8 protein-coding genes are annotated in these 14,934 nt (G+C 41.8%); 1 reads left to right on the top strand and 7 read right to left on the bottom strand.

Annotated elements, in window-relative coordinates:
- Window positions 1–50 precede the first annotated feature (50 nt).
- The 4 genes from ACERC7_RS00075 to ACERC7_RS00090 form a co-directional block, all read right to left on the bottom strand.
- The gene (locus ACERC7_RS00075) at window positions 51–290 is read right to left on the bottom strand and encodes a hypothetical protein (RefSeq protein ID WP_373665774.1); all 240 of its coding nucleotides are present in this window, start codon (window positions 288–290) and stop codon (window positions 51–53) included.
- Window position 291: 1 nt separating this feature from the next.
- A complete protein-coding gene (locus tag ACERC7_RS00080) occupies window positions 292–1,134 on the bottom strand; it encodes a PBECR4 domain-containing protein (RefSeq protein ID WP_373665775.1) in 843 nt (280 codons plus the stop codon).
- A gap of 314 nt (window positions 1,135–1,448) precedes the next feature.
- Entirely contained in the window at window positions 1,449–5,462 is a 4,014-nt protein-coding gene (locus tag ACERC7_RS00085; protein WP_373665776.1) for an SspB-related isopeptide-forming adhesin, read from the bottom strand.
- 367 nt (window positions 5,463–5,829) lie between these two features.
- The gene (locus ACERC7_RS00090) at window positions 5,830–8,103 is read right to left on the bottom strand and encodes an LPXTG cell wall anchor domain-containing protein (protein ID WP_373665777.1); all 2,274 of its coding nucleotides are present in this window, start codon (window positions 8,101–8,103) and stop codon (window positions 5,830–5,832) included.
- A 165-nt stretch (window positions 8,104–8,268) separates the two neighbouring features.
- Here ACERC7_RS00090 and ACERC7_RS00095 point away from each other — a divergent pair, with 165 nt between their 5' ends.
- Window positions 8,269–8,742, top strand: coding sequence for a hypothetical protein (locus ACERC7_RS00095; protein ID WP_373665778.1), 474 nt, complete (start codon window positions 8,269–8,271; stop codon window positions 8,740–8,742).
- A 343-nt stretch (window positions 8,743–9,085) separates the two neighbouring features.
- Here the strand turns inward: ACERC7_RS00095 and ACERC7_RS00100 are convergent, their stop codons facing one another.
- The 3 genes from ACERC7_RS00100 to ACERC7_RS00110 are packed head-to-tail and all read right to left on the bottom strand — an operon-like array spanning window position 9,086 to window position 14,924.
- Window positions 9,086–12,241, bottom strand: a complete 3,156-nt coding sequence (locus tag ACERC7_RS00100; RefSeq protein WP_373665779.1) for a phage tail tip lysozyme — start codon at window positions 12,239–12,241, stop codon at window positions 9,086–9,088.
- 9 nt (window positions 12,242–12,250) lie between these two features.
- Complete coding sequence (locus ACERC7_RS00105) at window positions 12,251–14,620, bottom strand: VirB4-like conjugal transfer ATPase, CD1110 family (RefSeq protein WP_373665780.1); 2,370 nt, start codon at window positions 14,618–14,620, stop codon at window positions 12,251–12,253.
- Window positions 14,559–14,924 (bottom strand): PrgI family protein, encoded by a 366-nt coding sequence (locus ACERC7_RS00110; protein WP_373665781.1) that lies wholly within the window; start codon window positions 14,922–14,924, stop codon window positions 14,559–14,561. The genes ACERC7_RS00105 and ACERC7_RS00110 overlap by 62 nt, the downstream gene beginning before the upstream one ends.
- Between the last annotated feature and the right edge of the window lie 10 nt (window positions 14,925–14,934).

Raw genomic sequence — 14,934 nt, forward strand, 5'->3', positions numbered from 1 at the left:
TGTCCTCAAAATAGAAAAGGCAGAAGATACCTCCTGCCTAGTGTTCTGTCTTATAAATCCAAGCCCTTTGAAGCTTCTTCTCTTTCTTGCTCAATTCGGTATTTTTCCAAATCATTCAGCAAGTCTGAGAAAGCAGGATTGATGAGAGTTAAATCATCGTTGTCAATGTATTCCTCATAGAGTATGTCGGCTTGTTCAGGAGAGACATCCATCTCCATCATCATTAACTGCTTTACAAAGCTAGGGTAATCCTGTTGAGCAAATTGTTCTAATGTCAATTCTTGATTCATTTTATAGCTCCTTTTGTTCTAATTTTTCTCTACTGTGAATAAGGTTTCCCTCTGATCTTGCTTCAATTTTAGCCTGTTCAATCGTTTCCTGAAGTTCCTGCTTGCGGTCGTCAATCTTTGGGTTTGTACCACCCCAAACTTCAACACCATCACTAATTCCGTCACCGTCAGTGTCAACTGAAAAAGGATTCGTCCCCAGGGCATATTCCAAGCCATCCGATAAGCCGTCTAAGTCAGAATCACGATAAATCAACTGCTCCATTTGTTGTCGGCGTTGCTCCTCAAGAACCCGATTTTTTTCCAAATCAAAAGAAAAAGGAACAGGTATCATTGATTCATCAAGGCGATAAAGCCCCTCAACCTGTTCCTTTATTTGTGAGTCCTTAAAGTAACTATCATCTTTACGGACAATGAAAGTCTCTAAATAATCCTCAATGCCATTATTAGCGATGCCTAACTGGAGATAATTGCCGTCTTGAGTGTCAACCAAGAGATAGTCGCTTGTGATTTTTGTTTCTGGATGGGTCTGTTCATAGGCATAGGCATTTTCCAAATTCTCCATAAAAAACCGAAAGTTTTTAACCCTATCTTTAACCATAGTAATCTTACTTGGATTATTTTCCTGAATGCGTGAAAAAATCTCCTCATCAGATAACCGTCTAATACGGCTATATAATTTTGAACCCCTCAGATGTTCTTTAGAAATATAGTGGAGACCTAGCAAATGTGGTAGTTGCTTTTCGTTTAGTCCAATTTCAAATTCTAGCGATTTACTCTTGATAAGGATATCGCTTTTATTAAACTGTTTATACCAATCAAATATTTTTTGTATATGATTTGTCATGATTACCTCCAAAAATAGAAAAAGGCACTCCCAGTTTAGGAATGCCTTGATTTTTCGCATATTTTTAGAACGTCAGCTCTGCACCTATGCTAGGTCTGGGGGAAAATCTAACCCCAACACGCTTCTCTAATGACTGATATTTCTGACCCCTCAGCTAAGGGTAGAGGTGCGTATAACCCCCAGTTCTCGTATAACCTATACTAGATTATAACATTTGTTAACAGGCTTGTAAATTTAAAAGGCACTCCTAAGTTAGGAATGCCCGCCGTCATAATAATCTACACTTGCTCATGGTAGATATTTTTTGAGATTTATTAATCTTCTTTACGGCGTTTTTGAATTGCTAATCCAGTTGCAACAGTCGTTGTTCCTAGTCCTAGAACAAACAAGGCAGCTGAGCTCACTTCACCTGTTTTTGGTAACTGTGCTACAGGCTGAGGTGATTGAGTAGGAGGTGCTGGTGGTGTTGTTTGTATAGGTTCTGGAATCTTTTTGAAAACGTGAGTAATATCACCAGTCTCTGGGTCGATTTCCGTTACAACGAAAGTCCGACCGATAAATTCTCCACGGTCTTTCTCACCGTCTTCTTGAGGTTTCAGAGGGGTTTTATCTTCCTCTTTTATCCAGTTTGTTACAATCTTGTGGTAAACATAGGTAACACTTGCCCCATCTTTGGTCAGTGTTCCTGTTTCTACACCAACCGTTTTCTTAGGCATTAGCTTGTAACGAACACCGTCAACAGTGATGTAGTCTAGTTTGTGATCAGTCGTATCGTAAGATGTACCTGTAGAGGCTTGTTCCGTATCCTTAACAGGTTGTTTAATAACATTTCCTTCTTCGTCCACGTAGTTCACAATGACATCAGCTTTAACTTCCTTGTAAATATAGTCAATAACTGTATCACCTTTAGCCACTTTACCTTGTTCTTGACCCTCATGGCGGATTAACTTATAAGTCTTTCCGTCTTTTGTGACAATCTCAATCAGTTTGTGGTCTGTGGTATCGTATGATGTCCCAGTAGAAGCATCATCAGTGTCAATAACTGGTTGCTTAATAACGGTACCATCCTCTAGCTTATAGTTGACTAAAACATTGCCTTTGACTTCCTTGTAAATATAGTCAATAACTGTATCACCTTTAACAACTTTACCTTGTTCTTGACCCTCATGACGGATTAGCTCATAAGTCTTACCGTCCTTGGTCACAATCTCGTTCAGTTTGCGATCAGTCGTATCGTAAACTGTTCCTGCCAGTACATCGTTTTCATCGATAACCTGGTTTGATAAGACTTGTCTAGTCCCCTCTTCAAGGAAGTTAACAAGTACACGACCAACTGGAATAACGTTGTTAACCACGGTTTCGGTCACATAGGCTGAACCAAAATCAATCTGATAAGCGGTGTTCGCATACTCCCCACCTGTTTTAGCCATATCTGCTTTAACCGTCATCGGTAGAGTAGCTGTTAGGGTCATGCCTGTCCTAACATAGGTCTCATAGAAAGCTTTAGGGTCTTCTGCAGCTAAAACAGCAATCAGTCCTTTAGGGGTGTATCCACGTTTAGCCATAGCTTTCTGAACCGTTTCTGGAGCTTTAGACAGGTCTGAGTAAACGGTCGTTGTCATACCCTTAACAGCCTTCTTGTCAGCAGTTTCCAGTTTGATACCACTATTTTCAAAGATTAGTGCTTCCTCTGGAATGTCATCTAAGCCAAAGAAACCTTGAGCAATTAACTGTGGAGCAACGTCAATGCCCTTGTATGGACTGTAGTCCAAGGTAATCTTGTAATAGTTGACAGATTCAGCCACAACTGGTTGACCATCAATAACCACACCCGAGACATCCGTATTGGTTTTAGTCGGTTTGGTTGATGGCTTATAGGTCAAGCTAGCTTGATGATAGCTAACTCTAGGAGCAACAGGAGCCTGTGGTAATTCCTGATAGTTAGGAATTTCTGGTTTCGGTGGCAGAGGAACACTTGGGTCTTTCTGAGGAGCTCGCGGCGTCTCTTTGTAAGTGACTGTTGGAGCTGCTGGCAGACCCTCATAGCTTGGAACTGTAGGCTCTTTTGGCAATGGTTTTGGTGTTGGTTTGGTAGGAGCTTCTGGTGCAGAGAGATAAGATACAGTGGGAGCTTCAGGTAATTTTTCGTAGTTCGGAACTTCAACTGGAATGGTTGTTGGAGTTTTTTCTTCTTCCAATTTTAGTGTTGGTTCTTTTGGCGGAGCTGGAATAAGTCCACCTGATGCTCTGACGTTTGAATTCAGAGTCATCCAATAACCCTTCGTATCATAAGTATCTTCTTTGTACGACCTAGATACAAAATCTAATGAAATATCCTTAGAAGTGACCTTAGCTGCTGCTGCAAGGTAGTAAGCATATTGTCCCAAATCATCTGACCCAACTTCATATTTAGATCCCCCACTCAACCAGTGGTTATTATCAATATCACTTTCCCAAGAGCCATTGTTATTACTAATTGTTGAACCTGTGATTTTAATAAATTCTAACCCTTGAGCATTATGAATACCTTCTTTTTGGCCAGCATGCCAATCTGAAGATAAAGAAGCAAATCCAAAAACAGAATCATATTGAGATAAATCAATCTGGTTGCCGTTACCGTCATAATATTTTGGTCGAATTCTAACTCGAACTTCTTTTGATTTATTATCATTTTCAGTCAATAAATCAATCGTCACTGCTGGATTATCATAAATACCTAAGTTGACCTTTTGTGTAGAGGAAGAAAGGGAGACAACTTCATAGTCATAGACAATTTTTTCAATTTTAGTTGTCCCAACATATGAATTTTGTAACCCAGTATAAGCCACAGAGAATACATCTCCCTCTTTGGCTGCCAATAAAATATAATTAGAGGAATATTCTCCTCTGTCCACAAACAAGCGTTTAGCCTGATTATAATCTAAACTTGTGTTGTTATCATTATACTTGCTAGTGTTATTGAATAGGAATTTTTCTCTATCTGTAATACCAAGTTCTCGAGCACCAGATTCAGTCACATATTTTAAGCCCGTTGAACTTGTGATTGTTGCTCTAGCATTTGGCTCACTAGGCAGAACTAATTGTTGTCCTTGTACCGAACTAAGGTAGCCCTCCCTAGTTGTATTTATTTGAGCCTCAGCTACAGCTCGATCATGTCGCTCTTTTTCCGTACGATAAACAGCCATCGCACGGTCGTAAGCTTCTTGTGCTTTTTGATTTCGCTGACGAATAAGTTGATTCTCTGCTTCGGTTGCGGCAGCATTTGTTTCGTTTGTTTTTCGAGCAGCATCATAGGCTACTCGCTTAGCTTCGTTCTCACGGTTGATACGCTCAACCTCTGAACGATAGGTAGCTAGTGCTTGATTATAGGCATTTTCTGCTTCAGAATTACTCTGATTGATACGAGCAACCTCAGCCTGATAATTTTTGTAAGCAGCTTGATAATCGGCTTCTAGTTGTTGATTGTCCTCGTTGACAATGGCAACCTGTTTGTTGAATTCTGATAGTTCAGTATGATACTGCTGCTTTTTATATTCGTTCTGCTGGGTGATGCGCAGAACTTCAGCTTGGTAACGTTTGAAAGCTTCTTCATACTGTGATTTGGCATTAGCATTATAAGCATCAATATTGACCACCTCAGCCTCATAGGCTTGACGAGCTTGCTCGTAAGCTTGGTCAATATCCTCATTTTGAGCATTCACTAAAGCAACTTCATTGTTATAAGCTACAATCTTAGCATCATACTCAGTTTTTAAATTCTGATTCAAGTTGATGACTGCCAAAGTAGCTTCCTTATGCTCTTCTTTTTCCTTGGCATAGGCTTCTGTAACTTGGCTGATAGTTTCTACCTGTTTGGCATAATCCGCTTCAATTTCGGCTTTCTTTTCAAGAGTTTCCTCTACAGAGGTGGTTGTCCCAAAGTCTTTGACAGCTTCTTCCGTCACAACAATACCTTCCTGCTGGGCAGTTAAAACAGCTTCTGTCACAGAACTAGGCGACGTCGTAATAGGGATTGTCCCAGTTTCTTCTTCGACCTCATCACTAGGGCTAGCCACTGCTGTATCAGGAGTGACAGTTGCCTCCATATTTGAGGCGGTTGCATCTGGCAAGGCTTCCGATGTCGTATTAAGAGCGACTACGGTTGATGCAGCGGCGGCTGGTGTCACAGCTTCATCAGCACTTACTGGGGCTGTTGCTAATCCTAATCTAGAAATGGATAGAATGCCGATTGCTACAGAGCAGAGGTTTTTGAATTTTTTACTTTTACGGAATTTGAATTTTTCTTGTTCATTGACAGTGAACAATTGTTGATTTTTATTTGTTGTCATATTGTTTCCTTTCTTAGTTGTAAATATCTACCATTCGCACGGTTTTAGCCTAGTAACCGTCAACTCTGAGATGCTAGTCCAGTCTTAACTGACATAGGTAACCCTATGAGTTCTCAAAAGAGACACTTCCTCATCTACGTCTTGTGCCAGAAGCCCGTCTTTCAGGGAATTACTCTCTATCCTTACTTACACAGGCACGCTAATCTGGACAGGAGGGTTTCAGTTGTCAAGGGGCTGAACTACCCTAACTTTACCAAAAAGAATCAATTTCTGCCTATGGTCAAAGGAAGATAGCTGTGCTTTTGAACGTTAAAATCTAACAGATTTTCTAACAGAAAAACCAACTCAAAAAGAGCTGGTTAATTCGTTAATCTTCACGCTTAAATCGTGTCAAGCCAACCGTTGACATAAGTAATCCAAGACCTGTTAGAAGCAGACTACTTGCTTCTCCTGTTGCGGGCAAGCTAGGAGTAGCTTGACTACTCTCTTTCTTGATAACCTGTGAGCTAGCTTTAGAAGTTTGAATTGTTGGGGTAACATCACCTCCACCAGACTTAACAGGCGCGGTCTTCAAAAGTGAGGTTATTTCAAGGTAAGAGAGGCGCTGTTGCGCTGTGTTCAGTTCCTCCTGTGCTTGGTCATAAGTCCGCTTAGCTTGGTCACGTTGTGGCAAAATGTCCTCCAATTGACCTTTTAGAAGAATTACTTGGTTCTGTGACTTATCTCTAGCAGTCGTCAAGCTAGACAAGCGAGTATTTTGGTCAAGCAAAGAAAGCTTCAAATCGCTGACTTTTTTAGTTGCTGTGTACAAATTTTCCTTAGCGAGCACCAAAGACTGGGCTTTATGAGATAAGCTATCAAGCAGAGCTTTCTTGCTGGTAGCTGTTGCGACTACTGCCTCTAACTCAGAATCTAAATCAAGTTTGGTAGCTTCAGCCGATGTTACCGTTTCTTTTGCTTGATCAACGGCTTGTACCAACTCTGGGAGGCTTGCGGTCAAGGTAGATAATCGATTAGTCAAATCAGTTAACCTTGTTCGTCTCGCTCCCACAGCCTCTTGAGTCTGCTCTACTCCGTTTCTAGCTTCAACCAGTAAGTTCTGAGCTTGGAGGAGGTAATCGTCCAGGGCTTTTTTGGCAGCGGCTTTAGCGGTATTGGGGTTTGCTTCTGTTATCTTGGTTACATAGGTAAAGGTCGTCCGTGGTAGGAAAGTCAGTCGTTTCCCTTTATAAAACATAGTGTTTTCAACATTATTCGCATAGCTGAAGTCCCCCATCACTTCCCAATATTTTCTCGAAAAGTCAGTCGTTTCAGTCAGCTTATCAGAATCAATAAAATCCATCACATGGTAGCGACCTGAAAAGCCATTACCCAGACCATTTCCAGAGGCAGTCAGAAGAGTGACACGATGACCATAACCTGAGTAGAGGTTCTCATAGTCCGCAAAGTAAAGGTTCAAGAGGTGGTAAGCCATCTGCTCGTCAGACAAAATCGGTGTTTCTGCATTAGATGCCATAGCGATGTTCATGATGCCTGCATTTTCTCCATTGCGGTCAGTCGTATCCAAAATGGTGTCATGGCTAAGCACTTGGTTTTTGTTAATTTCTACCGCACGTTGGTTGGCATAAGCCATCGCTTCAGCGGATACTTCTGGAACAGGGAGGTCAATCCCATTTAAGGCACGGAGTTCATTCAACATGGTCACCATGTACTGGCTCACTGAATTGACATCAGGTTGATAGGTAAAGTAGCCTTGGGACTTGTATTCTCTAAGTTGGTCTGGTGTTAATTCTTTTTCAATCGCTTTTGTACCAGCGTAGATGACTTGCTCATGTTTTGGCGACTTATTGTTTTCAACCTGTTGGCTACCATCAACTGACGTCACTCTCAGCGTTCTGGTTGAAACAACAGTGTCAGAACCAGCTTGTCGCACCTCTTCTTCCAATTTGGCAATGTTAGTAGCCACCTGTGTTTCAGTTGCCGCCAACTGATTTTGTGCAGTCTCTACAGCTGACAACTCTACTTGGAGAGCTGCTTCAGATTCTTGAAGCTTAGCTTGCGTTCTAGCCACCTCGGATTGAACGGCAGCCAAGTCCATTTCTTTAGTTGCTAAATCAGCTTGCTTGGCTTTGATCGATTCCTGAGCAGTTGCCACCTTCTCTTCCAAAGCTGTTTGTTTTTGAACGGCTAAATCATTGTCAGCCACAGCTTGCTCAAGCTCTTTAGTCAGTTCTGGATTTTTAGTAGCCTCCGTCTCATAAATTGCTTGAGCTTCTTTTAGATTTGTCTCAGCTCGTGGCACCTCTTCTTCCATAGATTGAACTTGTTTTTCAAGCTGAACAATCTCTTGGTTAAGGCTCTCTACTCGCCCTCTTTCTTTCTCAAGCTGGCTCTCTAGTTCAGTAGCCTTGTCCTCAAGCGGTTGATAAGCCTTTTCAGCTTCATCAGCCTTGATTTGAACTAAAGAAAGTTGTTCCTGAGCTTCTGATAGGGTCAGCTCTTTTGCAGTGCTTGTTTGACTGACCACAGAAGACTGTTGAAGAATTTCTTGGGTGTCAGCTTGAGCAGTTAGAGCTGTCGCTGGACTAGCAATAGCTCCAGCAGCCGCAACGATAGATAGTTTTGTCAGAGTTTTTTTCATCTCATTCTCCTTAATAAAATAATCTTTACCACTCTATAATAGTCGATGACTATATAAATGTCAAGTCTTTTACCCAAAAAAATCTAAAAAATTTTAGCCGTTGACTTTTGAGGAGGATTAGCGTAAAATAGTCAGCGACTATCGAATGATAAAAAGGAAGATACCATGACAACAGAAGAAACATATTGGATTCATGCTCTCACCGAGGAAGAGAGAAGAAATCTGACCCCAGAACAGCTACTTACTTGGGAAAGAGACGTAGAGGCTGAGGCAGAAGCTATTTTTGGCATTCCAAACCATTCAGAAACAGGACAAGCTGAGCGAACACAGGAGCAACCCAAAGCAAAATTAGCAGAAGATAATAAAACCAAAGAAGTCTCCTATAAAACGCCACCAACTATGCTTAAAGCTATTCGAAAGTACGAGAACAACATCAAGCAAGACAAGGAACTTCTAGAAAAGCGTAATCATCAAAAAAACTATTCTGGTGCTAAATCCTTTATCACTTATGCAGCTAAAATCGACGAACTGCATGAAATGAAAACTTTGATTGATGAGGTTCTGAAATGGTCAAAAGATATTGAGAACTTTGACCAGCTCAAACGAGCTGACCGAAAAGAAGCCTATCGTCAAAAATAATGGCTCTGATTTGACAGCAGCTAAATAATGAGCTATGATTAGGATACTAGGAATTTGCCCATGGCAACACCAAAGCCCCCAACATGCCAGTAGTTGGGGGCTTTTTTGACGTTCTCCTAGAGATTAACGGGTGATGATGGGCTGACAATGCTACTTGTTCTTACTGTTCAGCCACTTACAGATAAAGTAGAGCAGGATACCTGCAACAACTTCTGCCACAACAGCAAGAATGTGGTCTAGGAATCTGACCATGATACAACACCTCCCTTCTAGCAATAAAATTGCTTAGGGTTATACGCATTGCCTCTTTGTTATACCACAGGAATCTAGCTTCTGGATAGACTTATTTGACTGTATAAGCAAAGCTCATGCTCGCATCTACTCCAGACAATTTACGGAAGGTAATGTTGCCTGTTGGGTTATAGGCCGAACCGTCAAAATTAGCTTCCGAAACTAAGAATGAGCCGTCTGAATAAACTTTTTCGACAAAACCAACATGACCATAGGCATCGCCTAAGTTGAAGGAGACAATTGCTCCATCACGAGGGGTTGAGCCAGTCTCACCGCCTAAGCGTGCCGCTGTGCCTACCCAGTCCATGCCGTTGCCCATCACACTGATAATAGGAACTTTTGAACCATCACGACCTTTCAAGGTTAAGCCGAGTTGGTTGATCCGCTTGGCCGTGTACCAAGTACATTGCCCCCAAGGATAGCCCATATCATTACCATCACCAGGAATCACACCATTATAGAGGTCTCCTCGGATACTATCAAGGGTTTTAGGGTCAACCTTAGCCGTCCCTGCTGCCGCTTGGGCAAAACCTTTTTCAATCTGATAAAACCATTCAATAGCTCGTGTTTGGCGTTCAATGAGCTTATCACCAGCATTTCCCTCCCAATAAATCAAGAAAAGCTGAGCGAGAGCCGCAGGGCTACCAGTATCTTTCATGTGTTGAGCCACCCAGTTAGTGTAGTACGGGCTGTCACCGTGGAGCATGAAGTCAAGTTGAAGCTCTAAATCATACCATTTCTTACCTTTGCTGTCTGCGTAAGTTCTAAGCAAAGTGTGCCTTACGGCACCGTCTGCGGTATCTGTCCATTGTCCTAGTCCAAGACCTCGGTGGATGATATTGGAGTAGCCTCCATTGTAGATAGCAAATCCGCCCAGAGCCAACCAGCTAGGATCATCCCAAGAGGTGTCCGTTGCACCTATAGGCGGATTAAGATAGTCTCCTTCAGCTCTTTTAGCGGTAACGGCAGATTCAACCGACCAGTTACCTAAGACAGCCGCAATAAATTGGTTACTTGCTCCCTCTGCCTTGAGATAATCGTAAACCTGCTTGGCACGACCAACCTCATCACCTTGGAACTGACCAATGCTGGCAATAATGGTCGTCTGCATTTGAGCCACATGAGGAAAGTAAAAAGCAGGGTTAACATAGACCATTTTTTCATTACTGTCATTGTATTTTTGGTAAAGAACTGTCAAACCTTGGTCTGATTGAACTGCTCCAACAACTTCTCCTGAATAAACTTTCTGCCCATTTTGGACACTACCGTTAGCTATATCTTTCAGGCGCAACCTAGCTTCTACAATTTTACCCTCACCACTGACAATAAGGACATCGTTTCCGTCTAGCTTAACCAAGCCATCCATAGGAGCAACAACAGCCTGCCCCTGTGCAGCCTGTAAGATGATATGGTTAGACTTTTCAGGTTTACCATCGACAGCATGATAACCATAGCGGTAAAGCATGGTCAATACATCATCGTCGCCTTGTCCCTGAAATGGATTGTCTAGCTCAAACAAGCCAAGATAGGTTCCCTCATCTCGATACTCTCGCAACTCATCTTGCTCCTCCTTGGATAGGGCATACTTGTTTTCCTTGTAGAGTTCCGCCATTGACTTAATCTTGTCACCACCATTTAAGTCTGCCCATAGCTCTGTCAAGTAATCTTGATAGGTCATTTGTGAAGACGTAGAGCTGGTCAGACTAGAGGTTGAATTGAGGTTAGCTAGCTGTTCAGCCGTTGGCTGAGCGACCTTGTCAGCTAATTCATAGTCTTGGAACTTATAGTTCATGTAGGCCATGACATCATCTATCTTCGTATAATAGACCGTCCCACGTTCATTTGAGATGGAGTTTTCTGCATCCTGTAAAGTCATGTGGGTATAGGCTTTGTTAAGCTCAAACTCATCTTGCTGAATAAGAACTTGGTTATTGATAGAGATAAACATTGAAATAATTATCATCAAGAACAAGCCTCCACCCGCAATCCACCAAGTCATGGGATTAAAAAATACATTGGTGATCAGTTCAGGTAGGCTCCTAATTGTAGAAATCAAGTTCTGATAAGACTTGACAACCCTTTCTTTCCAGTGTCTAAGATAGGATCTGGCTCGTTGATTGAGGTGACGGCTTGGGTCATTCAGCTTAAAACCCTTACCAGCCTTAAAGTTACGAGTGCGTTCGGCTAGATTAGTCACTCGATGACGACCGAAGCGGTAAGTCCCTCTGATGGTTTTAACCGATCCTGTCGTCCCTTTATAGCTAAATTTAGCATACTGCTGACTTTTTCTAGCAGTATGTTCAAGGTCACGCATACTGGCTAAATCATCTGCTTCTGAAACCAGCTCTCTTGTAAGAAAGCGACCAGCCCTTAGAACTTTTGTTTGTGGGCGTTTGTAACGATAGGAACGCTTAGACTGCTTTAGCTGAGACTGACTGGATTTGAACTCCGCTTTGGCTTTGGTTACCTCTGCCTTTTTCTCCTTTAGGGTATCCGAATCGTAAAAAAACCTTCCTGACTTGCTATGCTTGATATGACTATCAACTGAATCCGTTCGCTTAAAACGATGAGATTTCTGCTGGTTTAAGGAATCCGCCTGTTCCTCGGGTTGACGCTTGAAAGAAACTGTTTTGGTCTTGGCTTGGCTAAAAATCCGTACAGCTCGCTCACTTGTCGAACGATGGACATAAACGGTTGATTGCTGGTCTTGATAAGGTTGAAAATTCCTCTGACGGCTACCAAAATTTGTCTCCTGTTTCTCACTCCTACCATAGGAAAAAACTGAGTTCAGAAAAGCCTTGTTTTGTTCCTGTCGCAGGGCTTTCTTGCTAGCAACAAAGCGTTCTTTAGCTTCTTGATGATCTTGTTTGAGATGAGGAAGTTTGTACTTTTTCAATTCCCTAGCAGTCAAAGCTTGAGAAGGGGTTGTCAAGACATGGTCTACATAGGCCTGTTTATGGTCTGCCATAGCCTCCTGATGGCTTGATTTCAACTTTTGAAGGTCATTAGACTGTTTGAGTTTGAGCTGTTGACTAACCGCTTGTAGCTGATCTGGTCGATGAGCAAACAGCTGGTTTGCTTGGCTCTGTCTAAGCTTAAACACCTGCTTCACTTGTTGCCTAGCCTGATTAAAGGTCTTGTTCTGCTCCCTCCTAGCAATTTTGTATCTCTGTCTAGTTGACCTCATCTCTCTTTTAAGATTTGCCATACTCGCCCCCTACTGAGACATATTGTTGGGTTCTGTACTCATCATTTGGAACAGACTAAGGTGCTCAGGAATTTTATTTTTGAATGGAACAACAGTACCGCCTGCCTTGATAAGTCCTGCTCCTTTATCTGGATTTTTCAGGTACTTTTCAAGCTCTGCAGACAGACCTAACATGTGAACCAATTCCTCACGGTCATTTTTAGCCTGTTTGAGAAGAATCATAAATTCACTATTAGCAATAATCCGTCGACCATTAGGGTCTAAAAGCAGGGTTTCAACGTTCTGAGTAATGCCTGTCGGAACGCCACCATATTTACGGACACGAGACCAAAGTTTGAAAAAGAAGTCACTGGCATACTGATCATCTAACAAGAGCTGCATCTCATCAAAATAAATCCAAGTTTTAACGCCTAGCCGCTGATTTCTGACCACCCTGTTCCAGATTTGGTCAAAGATGACCATGAGTGCAACAGGCTTTAATTCTTCGTCCAATTTTTTAAGGTTGTAAATCAAGAAATTGTTAGTCACCTCAACATTTGTCTCATGGGCAAAAATATCTAAAGAACCATCAACATATAACTCCATATCAAAAGCAAGCTGATGCGCTTCTTGTTCTGGTTGATTTTTCAAGACAAATAGCCAATGCTTTAGCGTTGGTTGTTCAAAATCCCTATAAGTGAGATGGGTCACACGGTCGATCACTGATTTTTCTCGAGCACTAATCTGCCTATTGAGTAACTTACCAATCCAAGACAAGAGAAAGCTTGATTTAACTCGAATGGGGTCATCATCCGCAGTTGCTTCTGATAAATCTAAAACATTGATAAAGGTCTTAGAATCTGGGGCAATATCAATGCGTTCACCATTAAAGGCTTGACCAATAATACCGTACTCGTTTTCTGGATCAACAATAATGATTTCGGTCTGCTCATCATTGTTTTTCAGCTTAGTCGAGGAAACTTCAAATTTGACTGCCATTCCTTTACCAGCTCCAGAAGTCCCCAAGATAAGACCGGACGGTGTGTTAAGCCTACTTCTGTTCAGGGTGATGATATTATTTGAAATCTGATTGATACCGTAATACTTACCTCCTCTATCCTGTAAATCAACGGATGTCCAAGGGGAGTTTACCGCAATATTACTGGTTAAGAGACTTCTAGTAACATCTCCAAGATAGTTGTGACCAAAAGGCAAAAGGGCATTAAGAGCAGGCTCTTGCATGTAGGTCAGCTTTTCCAAGACCAAATCATTCGAGCTTGCCACACGCTTGACCTCCTCAAAGGCCTCTTTCAACTCGTCCTGACTATCCGCAAAAATACCGATAAGGTAGGTCGTGTTAAAGAGCTTATCACCTGTCTTGGTCATCGTTTTAATCAAATCATCTGCTTCCTCTAGCATAGTTTCAATCCCCAATCCTGCTTTGCCAGAGAAATTACCATTTTTAGCATTAGTCTCTAAAACTTGCGATTTTTGGGTCTCTATTAAGCCTTTTTTTGTTTTGATGGATTGGGTTGATTCTGCTTTTTCAGGGGCTTGGGCATGCAAGCTAATCAAGAGCTCCCTATCTGTCCGAATCAACTCTCTCATAAAGCGGTCACCAAGCTCAGCTCCATAATCGCGGATGTAGACAATCTGAAGGTAACGGTCATCAATTTCGATGCAATTTTTATCCTTGAAGCTCAAGGAAACTGGAGCAATAAAGTCACGGGTGGTCAAACCCGTCAGTTCGAGATCACGGTAGCTAAAAGGGAGATGATGATCGCCACGCAAGATATCTGCTAAGCTATTAACCCTATCTTGACCACTAAGCAGATCAAAACTGGCCTCAATTTCTGTAAAACCACTCTTGAAATGCTCTCCAATTTCCGATAAGGAACGAAAAGCTTGCTTGGAGCTACTTCCTTTACGACCAAAAGAAATGTACTTTTCAGTGATAAAATTATTTTCCCCTGCTTGAAAATTAGCTTCCATCATCCCATTTAGCTCATCACGAAAATGGTTATAGTCATCGTTCTCATGAGTGTAGAGAACACCTTGTTTGAACTTTGCAAGATTGATACGACGGTTAAACAAGGTCAGCTGGAAATTGGTCTGTTCATCCAAAGAGTTGATTAAATCAGAATATTTCTCCATAACCGTCGCTTTGTCGTCGAGGGAAACCGTTTGATAGTTGACATCACCTAGGCGGTAGGTCTGTGAAAAATAATTATCCATAACCTGCATGAGCCCACTAGGTAAAATCCCCTGGTATAGAAAGGTATTGCCTGTTGTCGGAGCAAGTTCGTCCTTTATCCTCTTAGCACGCTTTTTTTCAGTATCATTCGGCTTCAATTTTCCACTCTTTGATTGGTTTTGCCGCTTTGAAAAGAGATGTTTCATGGTATCCTCCTGTACTAATTTTACGAACTTGGGTTCTCATTTCCCAATTCATACGATATTTGATGTAGGTCTCAAAAAAGAGATGTTGAGGTTTATAGACTCCCAGCAGAAGCATTGGAGCTGTAAAACTAAAAATGACTGTGTAGACAAACCAGTCACCAAATTGCCATAAAAAGATATTGATTCCAAGGATAATGGCAGTGAGAACTAAACTGGGAATCACAAAAATAACCTGTCGTGTGGTAAAGCCCAGCCAAGCCTTATGCTGGTACTTGCCCACGTCCTTAAAAACTCGTGTGTTCATAGATTCCTTT

This window comes from Streptococcus sp. E17BB (genome assembly GCF_041807725.1).
In the GTDB taxonomy this organism is placed as follows: Bacteria; Bacillota; Bacilli; order Lactobacillales; family Streptococcaceae; genus Streptococcus; species Streptococcus entericus.